Origin of the sequence: Streptomyces sp. NPDC048643, assembly GCF_040650615.1 — a bacterium.
In the GTDB taxonomy this organism is placed as follows: domain Bacteria; phylum Actinomycetota; class Actinomycetes; order Streptomycetales; family Streptomycetaceae; genus Streptomyces.
This window is the reverse complement of the sequence record NZ_JBEZHO010000031.1, coordinates 72,135-89,222: the sequence shown is the minus strand read 5'-3', so window position 1 is coordinate 89,222 and position 17,088 is coordinate 72,135. Positions and strand designations below refer to the sequence as shown.

The 17,088-nt window shown below is 73.8% G+C and carries 4 protein-coding genes; 1 reads left to right on the top strand and 3 read right to left on the bottom strand.

Translation table 11 applies throughout. The annotated features are described in order from the left end of the window. Positions 1-44: 44 nt before the first annotated feature. A complete protein-coding gene (locus tag AB0C62_RS26965; RefSeq protein WP_362977341.1) occupies positions 45-3,314 on the bottom strand; it encodes a type I polyketide synthase in 3,270 nt (1,089 codons plus the stop codon). Positions 3,315-3,487: 173 nt separating this feature from the next. On the opposite strand from AB0C62_RS26965, the gene AB0C62_RS26960 reads away from it, so the two are divergent. Then, a complete protein-coding gene (locus AB0C62_RS26960) occupies positions 3,488-4,690 on the top strand; it encodes a transposase (protein ID WP_362977339.1) in 1,203 nt (400 codons plus the stop codon). A gap of 51 nt (positions 4,691-4,741) precedes the next feature. On the opposite strand, the gene AB0C62_RS26955 is transcribed toward AB0C62_RS26960, so the two are convergent. Both AB0C62_RS26955 and AB0C62_RS26950 read right to left on the bottom strand, forming a co-directional pair. Continuing rightward, complete coding sequence (locus tag AB0C62_RS26955; RefSeq protein WP_362977337.1) at positions 4,742-11,362, bottom strand: type I polyketide synthase; 6,621 nt, start codon at positions 11,360-11,362, stop codon at positions 4,742-4,744. Between the two features lie 9 nt (positions 11,363-11,371). Then, positions 11,372-17,062 carry an SDR family NAD(P)-dependent oxidoreductase gene (locus AB0C62_RS26950; protein WP_362977335.1) on the bottom strand — a complete coding sequence of 1,897 codons (5,691 nt, stop codon included), beginning with the start codon at positions 17,060-17,062 and terminating at the stop codon, positions 11,372-11,374. Positions 17,063-17,088: the final 26 nt, after the last annotated feature.

Below are 17,088 nucleotides of genomic sequence, written 5' to 3'. Positions count from 1 at the left end.
GCGGGACGCTCCCGCCGGGCGCGAGGGCGCCCGGCGGGGTTGGTTCAGCGCGGATCGTGGGTGGTCAGCAGGGACAGGACGTGGCCGGTGACGCGGCGGGGCGAGGGGTGGCGCAGCACCATGTTCGCCCGCAGTTTGAGTCCGGTGGAGGCGGTCAGGCGTTTGCTGAGTTCCGCCGAGAGCAGGGAGTCGAAGCCGAGTTCCTTGAACTCCTGGTCAGGGCCCACGGACTGGCCGGAGGTGTGTCCGAGGACGACGGCGACCTTCTCCAGGACGTGGTCCAGCAGGACGGCGCCCGCCTCCTCAGCGGGGAGGGCGGCGAGCCTTTGCGGCAGGGGTACGGGCGGCTCGTCGGCGGCGGTCGGTTCGGCAGCGGTGTCCTCGGGGGCGGTGTCGCCGGCCGCCGGCGTGGTGCGGGTGGAGTTGAGCCAGTACCGCCGGTGCTGGAAGGCGTAGGTGGGCAGGTCCACCCGGTGGCGGGTCTCGAAGAGGGTGGTGAGGTCTGCCGGGCCGCCCTGGACGTGGAGTTGGGCCAGGGAGGCGACGACGGAGGCGACCTCGTCGCGGTTGCGGCGCGTCGAGGACAGGACGAGTGCGTCGTCGAGGTCCTCGAGCGTCTCCTGCACCGGGACGGTCAGGACGGGGTGCGGGCTCATCTCGATGAACACGCGGAACCCGTCATCGGCCAACTTCCGCACCGATGTGGAGAATTGGACTTTTTCGCGCAGGTTGTCGTACCAGTAGTCGGCGTTCAGCCGTGCGGTGTCGATGACCTCGCCATGCAGGGTGGAGCAGAAGGGCAGTGTGGACGACGTGGGGTTCAGGCCGGCGAGCGGGGCCTTCACCTGGTCGCGGACCCGGGTCACGTGGTGGGAGTGGGAGGCGTAGTCGACGGAGATCCTGCGGGCCTGGGTGCCTTCGGCCTTCATCTTCTCGATGAACTCGTCCAGTGCGTCCGGCTCCCCGGACACCACCACGGAGCGGGGCCCGTTGACGACGGCGACGCTCACCTGGCCGCTCCAGGGCGCGATCCGCTCCTGGACGGTCTGCTCCGACGCGGCGACCGAGGCCATCGCGCCGTGCCCGATCAGGTCCACCAGTGCCTTGCTGCGCAGTGCGACGATCTTCGCGGCGTCGCGCAGGGACAGGGCGCCGCACACGTGGGCGGCGGCTATCTCGCCCTGGCTGTGGCCGATCACCGCGGCCGGTTCCACGCCCCAGGACCGCCACAGGGCGGCCAGCGACACCATCACGGAGAACAGGGCCGGCTGCAGGACGTCGACCCGGTCCAGTCCCGGCGCGCCGTCGGCGGCGCGCAGCACGTCCAGGAGGGACCAGTCGGTCCACTCGGCCAGGGCTGCCGCGCACGCGTCGAGACAGTGGGCGAAGGCGGGGAAGGTGTCGTAGAGCCGGCGGCCCATGCCCACCCACTGCGATCCCTGGCCGGGGAAGACGAAGACGGTGCCGCCGGGGGTGCTCGCGCGGGCGCGCACCACGCCGGGGTTGTCCTGGCCCCGGCTCAGGGAGGTGAGGCCGGCGAGGAGTTCCTCGCGGGTGCGGCCCAGGACGACCGCGCGGTGCTCGAAGCGTGTCCGGCTCGACAGCAGCGACCAGCCGACGGCGGCCAGGTCCACGCCGGAGGCGGTGTCGGCGGCGGTGAAGTCGCGCAGTCTGTGCGCCTGTTGCTCGAGGGCCGCCGCGCTCTTGGCGGACACCACCCAGGGCACCAGGCCGCCCACGACGCCCGCGGCCGGGCCGGGCCCGCCCTCTCCCCCGGCCTGCGCGGTCCGGCCCGCCTGCGGGATCTGTCCGGACTGCGCGGTCGGTCCGGACTGCGAGGTCGGTCCGGACTGCGAGGTCGGTCCGGGCTGCGGGGCCGGTTCGCTCCGCCGGTCCTCGGGGGCTTCCTCCAGGATCACGTGCACGTTGGTGCCGCTCACCCCGAACGACGACACCCCGGCGCGCCGCGGGCCCTGCGGCTTGTCCCATGGGCGTCCCTGGGTGAGCAGTTCGACGCCGGCCGTGGCCCAGTCCACGTGCGGGGAGGGGGCGTCCACGTGCAGGGTGCGGGGCAGGTGACGGTGGCGGATGGCCTGGACGGCCTTGATGATCGAGGCGACGCCGGCGGCGGCCTGGGCGTGGCCCATGTTCGACTTCAGCGATCCCAGCCACAGCGGCCGGCCCGGCTCGCGGCCCTGGCCGTAGGTGGCCAGCAGGGCGCCCGCCTCGATGGGGTCACCGAGGACGGTTCCGGTGCCGTGCGCCTCGACCAGGTCGACGTCGGACGCGGTGACCCGGGCGTTCGCCAGCGCCTTGCGGATCACGTTCTCCTGGGCGCGCCCGTTGGGGGCGGTCAGGCCGTTGCTGGCGCCGTCCTGGTTGACGGCGGAGCCGGCGAGGACGGCGAGGACGGGGTGGCCGTTGCGGCGGGCGTCGGACAGCTTCTCCAGCAGGAGGACGCCCACGCCCTCGGCCCAGCCGGTGCCGTCCGCGCCGGACGCGAAGGACTTGCAGCGGCCGTCGGGGGCCAGGCCCTTCTGGCGGGAGAACTCCACGAACAGTTCGGTCGTCGACATCACCAGCGCGCCGCCCGCCAGCGCCAGGGAGCACTCCCCCGCGCGCAGGGACTGTGCGGCCAGGTGCAGGGCGACCAGGGAGGAGGAGCAGGCGGTGTCCACGGAGAGGGCCGGTCCGGTCAGGCCCAACTCGTAGGCGACGCGGCCGGAGGCGACGCTGAGGGTGCTGCCGTGCAGGACGTAGCCCTCCAGGCCGTTCTTCTCCCCTTCCAAGAAGCGTGAGCCGTACTCGGAGGAGCTGACGCCGGTGAACACGCCGACGTCGGTGCCGCGCACGGTGGCGGGGACGATGCCGGCCCGCTCGAAGACCTCCCACGACGTCTCCAGCAGCAGGCGCTGCTGCGGGTCGGTGGCGAGCGCCTCGCGGGGGCTGATGCCGAAGAAGTCCGCGTCGAATCCGGCCACGTCGGAGAGGAAGCCGCCGTGGCGGACGTAGGAGGTGCCGACGGTGTCGGGGTCGGGGTCGTAGACGTCGCGCCAGCCGCGGTCGGTGGGGAACGCGCCGACGACGTCGCGGCCCTCGCGGATCACGTCCCACAGGTCCTCGGGGCTGGAGACGTCTCCGGGGTAGCGGCAGGCCATGGCGACCACGGCGATGGGCTCGCCGTTGCCGGCCTTGAGGGCGTCGTTCTCCTGCCGGAGCCGGTCGCGTTCCTCCAGCAGGGTGCGCAGGGCCCGCTGGACCCGGTCGGCGCCGTCCCCCGACGGGGGTGCGAGGTTGGTCCTGTCCGTCGTCATCGGGTACCTCCGAGTGCCCCGGCCTTCAAGCCAGAGAGGAATCGGACTGCTGGGGAGTAGGGCAGACGCGACCGCATCGTCCTGACGGCGATCCGGCCTCGGCCACGGCGGCTCGGCACCAGTTCTCGACGCAGTGGAGAGTCTGGGAGCTGAGGCGCCGGTAGCGTGGCGGCATGACGGCCACAAGACAGACGGAGGATGCGGGGTACGCCCGGTACACCTATCGTCTGCGTGTGTCGTCCACCGCTCTGGCCGGTCTTGATGCCGAGTGGGCACGCTGTCGTTGGGTGTGGAACGAGTGCGTAGCGATGTCCCGCAAAGTCCACGGCCTGAACAAGAGAACGGTCGAAAAGGTGTCGTGTGGCCCGGCACAGCTCGACAGGATGCTGACCGATGCCCGCGCCGCCATGGGATGGCTGCGCGAGGGCAGTTCGGTGCCTCAACAACAGGCCATCCGCGACTTCGGCAAGTCCCGCGCGAAAGCGTTGAAGGACATCAAGGCGAAACTGCCGATGCGTCAGCGCGCCGGAATGCCCCGGGTGAAGACGAAGCGCGAGGCCTTGCCCAGCGTGAACTACACCCGGCGTGGCTTCCGGTTGAAGGACGGCCGCCTGCACCTTGCGGGCGGCATCGTCCTGACCGTGGTGTGGTCCCGCAGCCTGCCCTCTGATCCCACATCGGTACGTGTGTACCGGGACAGCCTCGGCCACTGGTATGCGTCGTTCGTCGTGGAGGGGTCGCTCGAGCCGCTGCCCGCCACCGGCCGTGTGATCGGCATCGACTGGGGTGTGAGGGAGACGGCGACAACCACCTCCGGCGCGCACGACCTCCCCCACGCCCAACACGGGAAATCCGCCGCAGCCAAGCTGGCCGGATACCAGAAGATGATGGCCCGCCGCCGCACGCCGAAAAGCCGGCCCGACAGTGCCGGTTACCGCACGGCTCGCAGGGCGGCGGCGAAAGTGGCGAAGAAGGCCGCCCGCCGTCGCCAGGACACCGGCCGCAAGTGGGCCAAGTCCGTCGTCCGCGACTTCGACCACCTCGCGGTGGAGGACTTCCGCCCCAAGTTCCTCGCCAAGTCCACCATGGCCCGCAAGGCCGCCGACGCGGCGATCGCCGCGACCAAGACAGCCCTGACCGAGATGGGCCGCAAGCACGGGCGCATCGTGCACCTCGTCAATCCCGCGCACACCACCATGGACTGCGCGCAGTGCGGAGCGAGAGCCAAGCACGCACTTCCCCTTTCCGAACGTACGTATACGTGCACCGCGTGCGGAACGGTGTCCCCCAGAGACAAGAACTCCGCCCGCGTGATGCTCGTCCGGGCTGGTCTCAACCCGGCTAGTGCTGATCTTGTAAGTCCCGTCACCTGCTAGGTACCGGGCAAAGTGAGCTAGGAATCCCCCTCCATCAGGAGGGGGAGGACGTCAACTCTCGTCCAGCGCCAGGTCGACCAGTGCTTCCAGGTCCAGGTCCGACAGTTCGTCCGCGGCCGCGTCCGCCGGTTGCGGGGCGGGGTCGGGGGTGAGGGGGTCGGCGCAGGCCAGGACCAGGTCCAGGAGGCCTGCCTCGCGCAGGCGGTCGGGTGTGAGGGTGTGCAGGATCTGCCGGATCCGTGCGTCGGCGTCGGCCTGCGGGTCGGGTTCGGGGCGGAGCAGGCCGACGAGGTGGCGGCCCAGTTCGCGGGGGGTGGGGTAGCTGAAGACGAGGGTGGAGGGCAGGCGCAGTCCGGTCGTGGCGGCGAGCCGGTTGCACAGTTCGACGGCGGTCAGGGAGTCGAAGCCGAGCTGGGTGAAGGCCTGGTCGGCGTCGACGGCCGTGCCGGAGGTGTGTCCGAGGACGATGGCGACCTGGTCGCGGATCCAGTCGGTGGCCGCTGCCTGGGCCTGGTCCTCGGGCAGGGCGGTCAGCCGGCCGGTCAGACCGGCGGTGCCCTTCTCCCCCGTCGTGCCCGCCGCCTCGCGGCGGGGGCGACCGCCGGCGGCCAGCTCGCGCAGCAGGAGCGGCAGTTCGTCGGTGCTCTGGCGGCGCAGGGCCGCCAGGTCGACGCGGGCCGGGACGAGGACGGGTCTGCCGCTCGCGCGGGCGGCGTCGAACAGGGCCAGTGCCTCGGTGGTGGGCATCGGGGCGATACCCATCCGGCGCAGCCGGGAGAGGTCGGCGCGGTGAAGGTCCTCGGTCATGGCGCTGCTCTGTTCCCACCAGCCCCAGCACAGTGAGGTGGTGGGCAGGCCTGCGGCGTGGCGTTGTGTTGCCAGGGCGTCCAGGAAGGCGTTGGCGGCGGCGTAGTTGGCCTGGCCGGCGGTGCCGAGGGTGCCGGCCAGGGCGGAGAAGTGGATGAACGCCGACAGGGGGCGGTCCTGGGTCAGTTCGTGCAGGTTCAGTGCGCCGCCGGCCTTGGCGTCCAGGGCGCGGTCCAGGTGGTCGGGGGTCAGGGACTCGATGGTGGCGTCGGCCAGGACCCCGGCCGCGTGGACGACCGCGGTCAGCGGCCGGCGGCCGGGCAGGCCGGCCAGCAGGGCGGCGACGGCGGCGCGGTCGGTGATGTCGACGGCGACGACATGGACGTCGGCGCCCGCGTCTTGCAGCTCGGCGACCAGGTCGGCGGTTCCGTCGGCGGCAGGGCCGCGGCGGCTGGCCAGGACGAGGCTGCGCACCCCGTGTTCGGCGACGAGGTGGCGGGCCATCACCGAGCCCACTCCCCCGGTGCCGCCGGTGACCAGGACGGTGCCGCCGCCGAAGCCGCCGCCGACGTCGAGGACCAGTTTGCCGGTGTGGCGGCCCTGGCTCATCTCGCGGAACGCCGCCCGGGCGTCGGCTACGTCGCGGACCGCGACCGGGTTCAGGTGCAGGTGGCCTTCGGTGAAGAGGTCCATGACGGAGCGGAACATGTCCTGGAGCGCCTCGGGGCCGGCCTCGTAGAGGTCGAAGGCCTGGTAGCGGACTCCGGGGTGGTCGGCCGCGATCTGTCGGGGTTCGCGGATGTCCGTCTTGCCCATCTCGGTGAAGTGGCCGCCGCCCGGAAGGAGTTGCAGGGAGGCGTCGACGAAGGCGTGGGCGAGGGAGTTGAGGACGACGTCCACGCCGCGGCCGCCGGAGGTGGCCAGGAACTTGGGTGCGAAGTCCAGGTCGCGGGAGGAGGCGAGGTGTTCGTCGTCCAGTCCCAGGGCGCGCAGGGTGGGCCACTTGACGGGACTCGCGGTCGCGTAGATGTCGGCGCCGACGTGCCGGGCGAGCTGGACGGCGGCCATGCCGACGCCGCCGGCCGCGGCGTGGATGAGGATCCGCTGCCCCTTCTGGAGCCGGTTCACGTGGAAGAGGGCGTAGTAGGCGGTCAGGAAGGTGGAGGGTACGGAGGCCGCTTCGGCGTAGCTCCAGGTGTCGGGGATGGGGGTGAGCAGGCGGTGGTCGGCGACGGCGACGCGGCCGAAGGCGCCGGGGAAGATGCCGGTGACCCGGTCGCCGGGTGCCAGGCCGGTCACGTCGTCGGCGACGTCCAGGACGATGCCGGCGCCCTCGCTGCCCAGGCCCGCGTCCAGGGCGGTGCGGTCCACCAGGCCGAGCGCGATGGTGACGTCGCGGAAGTTGAGGCCTGCGGCCTGGACGGCGATACGGACCTGTCCGCTCTCAAGGGGTGCCTCGACCTCGGGGCACGGCACCCAGGTCAGGTTCTCCAGCGTTCCCTTGGTGGGGATGCCCAGGCGGTGCGGGCCGGGGGCCGGGGGGTCGATGCGGTGGGCGGCGGGCGTGGCCTGCGCGAGGCGCGGGAGCAGGACGGTGCCGGCGCGCAGGGCGAGTTGGTCCTCGCCGAGGGTGAGCGCGTCCGGGATGCGGGCCAGGGAGGCCGGGTCGTCGTCGATGTCCAGCAGGAGGAACCGGCCGGGGTGTTCGGTCTGGGCGGAGCGGACCAGGCCCCACACGGACGCGCCGGTCAGGGAGGTGACGGGCTCCCCGGTGCCGGTGTCCTGGGCCAGGCGGGTGCAGACGACCAGGGTGGAGGCGGCGAGGGTCTCCTCGGCGAGGAAGCGCTGTACCTGGCCCAGGGTGTGTCCGACCGTGTCACGGACGGCGGTGAGCGGATCGGCGCCGAGGGTGACGGCGTCGTCCGGGCACAGCACGATGTGCGCGGGGGGCGGGCCGCTCAGGACGTCGTCCAGGCCGGTGTGCGCGGCGGTGTGCTCGTCGGCCGCGGTGAGGCGGCCGGCCAGGCCGTCGGGGGTGCCGATGACGGCGTACCGGCCGGGGGTGGCCGGGGGGGCGTGCCGGGCGGGTTCCTGGGCGGTGGGCGGGGCGGGGTGCCAGCGCAGTTCGTAGAGCGGCTGGTGTCCGGTGCCGCGGGCGGCGTGGACCTGTTCGGCGCTCGCCGGGCGGAACGTGAGGGCCTGGATGCGGGCGAGGGCGTGGCCGTGCTCGTCGGTGACGGTCACGGCGACGACGCCCTCACCGGCCGGGGAGAGGCGGACCCTGACGGTCGGCCCGCATGTCCCGGTGAGCTGGGCGCCGGACCAGGAGAAGGGCATCCAGCCCTGTTCGCCGGTCACCTCGATGACGCCGCCGGCGACGACCGCGTGCAGGACGGAGTCGAACAGGGCCGGGTGCAGGGCGAAGCCGTCGCCGGCCGAGGTGTCGCCGGAGACGGGCAGGGTGGCCAGGGCGAAGAGGTCCTCGCCGCGCCGCCACACCTCGCGCAGTCCGCGGAAGGTGGGGCCGTAGTCGAAGCCCGCGTCGGCCAGGGAGTCGTAGAGGCCCTCGATGGGCAGCGCGGTGGCGCCGGGCGGCGGCCACACGGCCGGCAGACCGCCGCCGGCCTCGGGGGCGGTGGGGGTGGTGTGCGGGGCCAGGGTTCCCATCGCGTGACGGGTCCAGCCGCCGGCTGCCGGGCCGGCCTCGGCGTCGTCCGGGCGCGCGTACACGTCCAGGGAGCGGCGGCCGTTCTCGTCCGGGGCTCCGGCGACGAGCCGTACCTGGATCTCGCCCGGGTCGGGCAGGATCAGGGGTACTTCCAGGGAGAGTTCCTCGACGGCGGGGCAGCCGAGGTGGTCGCCGACGGACAGGGCCAGGTCCAGGTAGGCGGTCGCGGGGACGACGGCCGCGCCGAACACGCTGTGGTCGGCCAGCCAGGGGTGGGTGCGCAGGGACCACAGGTCGGTGAAGACGCTCTCGCCGGTCGTGGGGTGGTCCATGACGGCGCCCAGCAGCGGGTGTCCGGGGGCGGCCAGGCCCGCGGAGGCGACGTCGGCGCTCTGGGTGGCGGCCTGGAAGTCCAGCCAGTAGCGGCGGCGCTGGAAGGCGTAGGTGGGCAGGTCGACGGTGCGGCGGGGGCCGGACAGGGCGCCGAGGTCGACCGGGTTGCCGTGCACGTGCAGCTGGGCGAGCAGGGTGATCAGGGCCTGGGGTCCGCCGCGGTCGCGGCGGGCGGCGGACAGCACCAGCGCGTCGTCGACGCCCTGGTGGGCGAAGGCCTCCTGGGTCATGCCGGTGAGGGTGGCTCCCGGGCCGACCTCGACGAAGACGCGCGCGCCGGCGGCTCGGGCGCTCTGGACGGCGTCGTGGAAGCGGACGGGTGCGCGGACGTGGTCCACCCAGTGGGCGACGGAGGCCAGTTCCTCGCCGGTGGCCTCGCGGCCCAGCCGTGTCGAGACGACGGGGATCGCCGGCGCGCCGGCGGCCAGTCCCTCGATGGCCTGCCCGAACTCGGCGAGGACGGGGTCCATGAGCGGGGAGTGGAAGGCGTGGTCGACGGGGAGGAGTTTCGCGGAGGTGCCGGCGGCGACGAGTTGGTCGCGCAGGGCGTGGACCTCCTCGCGCAGGCCCGAGACCACCACCGACTCCGGGCCGTTGACCGCGGCGATGCCGGTCCGCCGGTAGGGGGTGAGCAGGGGGCCGACGCGGGCTTCGCCGGCGCGGACGGCGAGCATGGCGCCGTGTTCGGTGACCGTCTGCATGATCCGTCCGCGGGCGGCCACCAGCCGGGTCGCGTCGTCCAGGGTGAGGGCGCCGGACACGTGCGCGGCGGCGATCTCGCCGACCGAGTGGCCGATCAGGCGGTCCGGGGCGGGGAGATGGGCGCTCAGGAGCCGGTAGAGGCTGACCTGCAGGGCGAACAGTGCCGGCTGCGCGATGTCGGTCCGCTCGCGGCCGGCGGGCTCCTCGGCGAGCAGGACGGACCTCAGGTCGATCGGGAGGTGGGCGTCGAAGTGTGCGCAGACCTCGTCGAGGCTGCGGGCGAAGAGGGGGAAGGCGTCGTACAGCTGTCGTGCCGCGCCGGCCCAGGGGGAACCCTGGCCCGGGAACATGAAGACGGTGCCGCCGGTTTCGCCGGCGACGCCGCGCACCACGGCGGCGGACTCCTCGCCCTGGCTCAACGACGTGAGGGCGTCGAGGAGTTCGTCGTGGGTGCGGCCCAGGACGACCGCGCGGTGCTCGAAGTGTGCGCGGCTCGATGCCAGCGACCAGCCGACGTCGGCGAGGTCCGGGTGCGGGCCGGTGGCGGTGAAGTCGCGCAGCCTGCCGGCCTGGGCGCGCAGTGCCTGTTCCGAGCGGGCCGACACCGTCCATGCCGTCAGGTCGCCGGTGAAGGAGGGCTGTCGAGTGTCCGGGCCCGAGGTGGTGCCGCCGTCGGAGGCCGTCTGCTCTGTCGGGAGTGCGGGCTCTTGCGCGGGGGCCTGTTCGAGGATGAGGTGGGCGTTGGTGCCGCTCGCGCCGAAGCTGGACACCCCGGCCCGGAGCGGGCGTTCGGGTGTGCCGGTCCACTCGCGGGCCTCGGTGAGCAGCTGGACCGCTCCGGCGGTCCAGTCGACATGGGTGGAGGGGCGGTCGACGTGCAGGGTGCGGGGCAGCACCCCGTGCCGCATCGCCATGATCATTTTGATGATGCCGCCGACCCCGGCGGCCGCCTGGGTGTGGCCGATGTTCGACTTCAGGGAGCCCAGCCACAGCGGGCTGTCCGGCTCCCGGTCCTGGCCGTAGGTGGCCAGGACCGCCTGTGCCTCGATGGGGTCGCCGAGCGTGGTGCCGGTGCCGTGGGCCTCCACCACGTCCACGTCGCTCGGCTGGAGCCGGGCGTTGGCCAGGGCGGCGCGGATGACGCGCTGCTGGGCCGGTCCGCTCGGTGCGGTCAGTCCGTTGGAGGCGCCGTCCTGGTTGATCGCGGAGCCGCGGATCACCGCCCAGATGCGGCGGCCGTTACGGCGGGCGTCGGAGAGCCGCTCCAGGACGAGCATGCCGACGCCCTCGGCGAATCCGGTGCCGTCGGCGGCGTCCGCGAACGCCTTGCACCGGCCGTCCTCGGACAGGCCCCGCTGGCGTGACATCTCGCGGAACACCTGCGGCATCGCCATGACGGTGACGCCGCCGGCCAGTGCGAGGCCGCATTCGTCGCTCCGCAGCGACTGCACCGCCTGGTGCACCGCCACCAGCGAGGAGGAGCAGGCGGTGTCCGTGGACAGGGCCGGGCCCTGGAGGCCCAGCGCGTAGGAGACCCGGCCGGAGGCCACGCTCAGCAGGGAGCCGGTCTGCGCGTAGCCCGAGATGCTCTCGGGGGTGGAGAAGTGGTTGCCGTATCCGAAGTAGGCGAGCCCGGCGAACACGCCGGTGCTGCTGCCGTGCAGGGTCTGCGGGTCGATGCCGGCGCGTTCCAGGGACTCCCAGGAGGTCTCCAGCAGGAGCCGGTGCTGCGGGTCGGCGGCGAGCGCCTCGCGCGGGTTGATCTCGAAGAAGTCGGCGTCGAAGTCCCCGGCGTCGTAGAGGAATCCGCCCGAGCGGGTGGAGGAGGTGCCGGGCCGGGCCGGGTCCGGGTCGGCGAGGTGGTGGAGGTCCCAGTTGCGGTCCTCGGGGAAGGCGGACACGACGTCCGCGCCCTCGCGCACCAGGTCCCACAGGGCCTCCGGGGAGGTCGCGCCGCCCGGGAAGCGGCAGGCGACGCCGACCACCGCGATGGGTTCGGCGGCGGCCTGGGTCACCTCCTTCAGGCGCTTGCGGGTCTCGATCAGTTCGATCGATGTCCGCTTGAGGTAGTCGAGGACGTCGGCGTTGCTGTCGTTGGTCATCGCTCTCCCCTAGCCGAGCTCTTTGTCCAGCAGCGCGAGAAGGTCTCCCGCAGAGGCCGAACTGATCTGGTCGGCGATGCCGACCGGTGATCCGGCGCCCGCCAGTGAACGGACTCGGCCCTGGAGCTCGCCGAGCAGAGTGGAAATGGTGGTCTGGTCCTTGTGGGCGAGGAGCAGGAACGCGTCCTCCAGGCGGGCGCCCAACTCCTCGATCTCCTGGGCCAGATGGCCGGCCGTCGGCTCGGGTCCCGTGGCGGGTGCGGGAGTGATGCTCGCGGTCAGGAACTGGGCGAGGGCGCCCGGGTTGGGATGGTCGAACACGAGCGTGGCGGGCAGTTTCAGGCCGGTGACCGCGGAGAGTTTGTTGCGCAGTTCCAGCGCCGTGAGGGAGTCGATGCCGAGTTTGCGGAAGGTCGCGGCCGGGCCGATCCTCGTGGTGTCCGGGTGGCCCAGGACGGCCGCGGTCTGCGCCCGGACGGTGTCCAGGAGCAGGGTCTGCGCGTCGGCCGGCGAAAGGGCGGCGAGCTGCTCGGCGAGGGTGGCGCCGGCCGCCTCGGTGCCGGCCGGGCCGCCCGAGCTCGCCGGTGTGCCGGTCAGGGCGCGCAGCAGCGGCGAGCCCATGGGCGGGGCGGGCGGTGCGCCGGGGGCGGGGCGGTGCAGGCGGGTGGGGACCAGGACCGGGCGGTCCGCGCGCAGTGCCGCGTCGAAGAGGGCGAGTCCCTCGGCCGTCGACATGGGCTGGATGCCCTGGCGTTGCAGGCGGACGATGTCCGCGTCGGCGAGGTCGGCGCTCATCTCGCTGCGCTGGGCCCAAAACCCCCAGCACAGTGCGGTGGCGGGCAGTCCGGCGGCGGTGCGGGCTTCGGCGAGGGCGTTGAGGAAGGCGTTGGCGGCCGCGTAGTTGGCCTGTCCGGCCGTGCCCAGCACACTGGCGACGGAGGAGAACAGGACGAACGCGGACAGGTCCAGGTGCCGGGTCAGCTCGTGCAGGTGCCAGGCGCCGTGTGTCTTGGGTGCCAGGACCGCGTCCACGCGGTCCTCGGTCAGGGCCTCGACGACGCCGTCGTCCAGGACGCCGGCGCAGTGGATCACCGCGGACAGCGGGTGGTCGGCCGGGAGTGCGGCGATCAGGTCGGCGACCGCGGCGCGGCGGGTGACGTCACAGGCGACGATCTCCACCTGGGCGCCCGCGGCGGCCAGTTCCTTGTGCAGTTGTGCCGCCTCGGGGGCGTGCGGTCCGCGCCTGCTGGTCAGCAGCAGGCGCCGCACGCCGTGCCGGCGCACGAGGTGGTGGGCCAGCAGCGCGCCCAGGCCGCTGGTGCCGCCGGTGATCAGTACGGTCCCCGTCCCGAGCGCGGGTGTGTCCTGCTCGCCGGCGCGGGGCGCGCCGGTGGTGGAGGGGTCGGGTACGGGGGCCAGGTGCGGTGTGGTCACGGCGCCGGCGCGGATCTTGAGCTGGGCCTCCGTGGTGGCGGCGGCCGCCGGGATCAGGGCGTGGGAGGCGGGCAGGCCGTCGGTGTCGACGAGGGTGAAGCGGCCCGGGTTCTCGGTCTGCGCGGTGCGCAGGAATCCCCAGACCGCGGCGGCCGCCGGGTCGGCGGGGGCGCCGGGCCCGTCGCCGAACGCGCCGCGGGTCACCAGGACCAGGCGGGAGGCGGAGAACCGGTCGTCGGCGAGCCAGTCCTTGGCCCAGCCCAGGACGCGGTGCAGGGCCCGCCCGGCGGCGGCCGGGACACTCGCGTCGCTGTCCGCTTCGGGGCCGGTGGGGGTGTCCGGGTGGTCGAGGGCGGTGATGACGAGCGGGGGTATCTCCTGCCCGGACGCGGCGAGTTGTGCCGGGGAGGCGAACACCGTGCCGCCCTGTGCGGGGGTGACGGCGGGCGGGCTGCCGGGGGCGGCGAGGACGGCGTACGGGGCGGTGGTGGCCGGGACGGGCAGGGGCGCCCAGTCGATCTGGAACAGGGCGTCGCGGGGGTCGAAGCCCAGTGCGCTCAGCTGCCCGACGTCCGCCGGGCGCAGGGTCAGGGCGGCGATGGAGGCGACGGGTGTTCCGTGCTGGTCCGCGACGCTCACCGACAGCGTGTCCGGCCCCGCGGGGGCCAGGCGTACCCGTAGCGGGCCGGGGCGGGCGGCGCTGATGCGCAGGCCCGTCAGGCGCAGGGGCAGCCAGCCCTCGGGGCGGGTGGTGTCGACGAACGCGCCCAGGCCGACGGGCAGGAGCGCCGCGTGGAGCAGGGCGGGGTGGATCCGGAACCCGGCCCGGTCCGTGCCGTCGGGGGCGGGTGGTTCGACCTCGGCGAACAGGGTCCCGCCCTGGCGCCACACCTTCTTCAGGCCGCGCAGCAGGGGTCCGTGGTGGATGCCGAGGGCGGCGAGGCGGGTGTACTCGTCCTCGAAGGGGACGGGGTCGGCGCCTGCGGGGGGCCACACGGCGAGGCTCTCCGGCGTGGCGGTGTCGGGGGTGTCGGGGGTGACGGTCCCCACCGCGTTGCGGGTCCAGCGGGTCTCGCCGTCGGCGCGGGAGTGCACGCTCAGGGTGCGGGCCGCGTCGATGACGACGCGCACATCGCGTTCGGCGGTGCGGGAGAGCACCAGCGGTGTCTCCAGGGTGAGTTCGCCGACGGTGGGGCAGCCGGCCTTGTCGGCCGCCCATGCCGCGAGTTCGGCCAGCACGGTCGCGGGGACCAGGGCGGCGCCGTGGACGGTGTGCTCGGCGAGCCAGGGGTGGCGTTCCAGGGACAGGCGTCCGCGGGCCACCACACCGCCGCCGTCGGTGGCGTCGGCGTGGGCGGGCAGGTCGATGACGGCGTCGAGGAGGGGGTGGTCGGAGGTGCTGAGGGTGGTGGACTCGCCGGGGGTGTCCAGCCAGTAGCGGCGGCGCTGGAAGGCGTAGGTGGGCAGGTCGGGTCCCAGGCCGTCCTGGCCGGGGAAGGCGGCCTGCCAGGCCACCGGGGTGCCGGCGACGAAGGCCTCGGCGGCCGACCGGTACAGGCGGGCGAGTCCGCCCTCGCCGCGGCGCAGTGAGCCGACCGCGAAGCCGGTGGCGCCGGGGGTGGTGTCGAGGATCTCCTGGACGTTCATCGTGAGCAGCGGGTGCGGGCTGAGTTCGATGACCGTGCCGGTGGGCTGTTCGGCGGCCAGGCGTCGCATGGCGGCTTCGAAGCGGACGGGTTCGCGCAGGTTGCGGAACCAGTAGGCGCTGTCCAGGGCGGCGGGGTCGATCAGGTCGCCGGTCACCGTCGAGTAGATCGGCACCGGTGTCGGGTGGGGCGTGATGCGGCCCAGGCCGTCGACGAGCGCGTCGTTGAACTGGTCCATGAGGCGGGAGTGGCCGGGGACGCTGGACTTGACCAGGCGGGCGCGGGCGCCCTGGGCTTCGCAGGCGGCGACCAGGTCCCGCACCGCGGTGCTCTCGCCGGAGACGGTCGTGGAGTTGGGTCCGTTGACCGCGGCGATGCCGACCCGGCCCGCCCACGGCTCCAGCAGTTCCTGGACGCGCTGTTCGGGCAGCAGGATCGCGGCCATGCTGCCCTGTCCGGCGGCGGTGGCCAGCAGCCGGGAGCGCAGTGCGACGATCTTGGCGGCGTCGTCCAGGGTCAGGGCGCCGGCGATGTGGGCGGCGGCGATCTCGCCCTGGGAGTGGCCGATGACCGCGTCGGGTGTCACGCCGAGCGAGCGCCACACCTGGGCCAGTGCCACCATCACGGCGAACAGGGCCGGCTGGACGACGTCGATGTCGTCCAGGTCGGCGGCGTCCGGGCCGCCGCACACGGTGTCGATCAGCGGCCAGTCGACGTACGGTTCCAGGGCTTTGGCGCAGGCGCGCAGTGCTTCGGCGAAGACCGGGGAGCTCTCCCACAGTTCCCGGCCCATCGTCGCCCACTGGGCGCCCTGGCCGGGGAGGACGAAGACGGTGCGGCCGGCCGGTTTCACAGCGCCCGACACCACGGCGGCGGGGCTGTTGTCCTCACCGGCGGCGACGGCGGCCAGCGCGGCCAGGAGGTCCTCGCGGCCGGTGCCGATCACCACCTGGCGGTGGTCGAAGAGGGAGCGGGTGCTCACCAGGGCGTGCCCGAGGGCGGCGAGCGGCAGGCCGGGGGTGGCGGCGAGGCGCTCGTGCAGCCGCTGGGCCTGGCCGCGCAGGGCCTCCGGGGACTTCGCCGACAGCACCCACGGCAGCACACCGCCGGGGACCGCGGTGGCCGGGGCGGTGGCGGGCGGGGCGGTGGCCGGTACGGCAGCCGGGGTCTGCCCGGTTGCACCCGCACCCGCGCCGTCGCCGTCGTTGTCGTGGGGCTGTCCGGTGGTGTGCGGGGGCTGTTCGAGGATGAGGTGGGCGTTGGTGCCGCTGATGCCGAAGCTGGACACCCCGGCCCGGAGCGGGCGTTCGGGTGTGCCGGTCCACTCACGGGCCTCGGTGAGCAGTCGCACCGCTCCGGCGGTCCAGTCGACATGGGTGGAGGGGCGGTCGACGTGCAGGGTGCGGGGCAGCACCCCGTGCCGCATCGCCATGACCATCTTGATGATGCCGCCCACTCCGGCGGCCGCCTGGGTGTGGCCGATGTTCGACTTCAGGGAGCCCAGCCACAGCGGACTGTCCGGCTCCCGGTCCTGGCCGTAGGTGGCGAGCAGGGCCTGTGCCTCCATGGGGTCGCCCAGCCGGGTGCCGGTGCCGTGCGCCTCCACCGCGTCCACGGCGGCGCCGGGCAGTCCGGCGTCGGCCAGGGCGGCGCGGATGACGCGCTGCTGCGCCAGTTCGCTGGGCGCGGTCAGTCCGTTGGAGGCGCCGTCCTGGTTGATCGCGGAGCCGCGGATCACCGCCCAGATGCGGCGGCCGTTACGGCGGGCGTCGGAGAGCTTCTCCAGGACCAGGACGCCCGCGCCCTCGGAGAAGCCGGTGCCGTCGGCGGCGTCCGCGAACGCCTTGCACCGGCCGTCCTCGGACAGGCCCCGCTGGCGGGCGAGTTCCACGAACAGGCCCGGCGTGGGCAGCGTGGAGACCCCGCCCGCGAGGGCCAGGGTGCACTCCCCCGAGCGCAGGGACCGTACGGCCTGGTGGACGGCGACGAGGGAGGACGAGCAGGCGGTGTCGGTGGAGAGTGCCGGGCCCTCCAGTCCAAGGACGTAGGCCACCCGGCCCGAGGCGACGCTGGTGTAGGTGCCGGCGATCGCGAAGCCCTCCACGTCGCCGGCCGCCCCACCGCCCATCCGCGGGCCGTAGTCGACGGCGTACAGGCCGGTGAACACGCCGGTCGGCGAGCCGCGCAGGCCGGCCGGGTCGATGCCCGCCCGCTCCAGCGCCTCCCAGGAGGTCTCCAGCATGAGGCGCTGCTGGGGGTCCATCGCCAGCGCCTCGCGCGGGCTGATCCCGAAGAACGGCGCGTCGAACTCGGCGAGGCCGTCCAGGAATCCGCCGGTGCGGGTGTACGTCCTGCCGTGCGCCTCGGGGTCCGGGTCGTACAGCGCGTCCAGGTCCCAGCCGCGGTCGCGGGGGAAGTCGCCCATCGCGTCCACGCCGTCGGACACGACGTCCCACAGTCCTTCGGGCGAGGTCACCCCGCCCGGGAAGCGACACCCCACGCCCACGACCGCGATGGGCTCGCGTGCGGACTCCTCCAGCTCGCGCACCCGCTCACGCAGGTCCTGCGCGTCGCCGACGGCGCGTCGCAAGTAGGACCGGAGCTTGTCGACATCCTCCACCAGGGCCTCCCCCAACAGTTGCCAAT

Coding starts and splice junctions, on each gene's coding strand:
- AB0C62_RS26965 (WP_362977341.1), bottom strand. CDS start 3,314: ATGACGACGGACAGGACCAACCTCGCACCCCCGTCGGGGGACGGCGCC.
- AB0C62_RS26960 (WP_362977339.1), top strand. CDS start 3,488: ATGACGGCCACAAGACAGACGGAGGATGCGGGGTACGCCCGGTACACC.
- AB0C62_RS26955 (WP_362977337.1), bottom strand. CDS start 11,362: ATGACCAACGACAGCAACGCCGACGTCCTCGACTACCTCAAGCGGACA.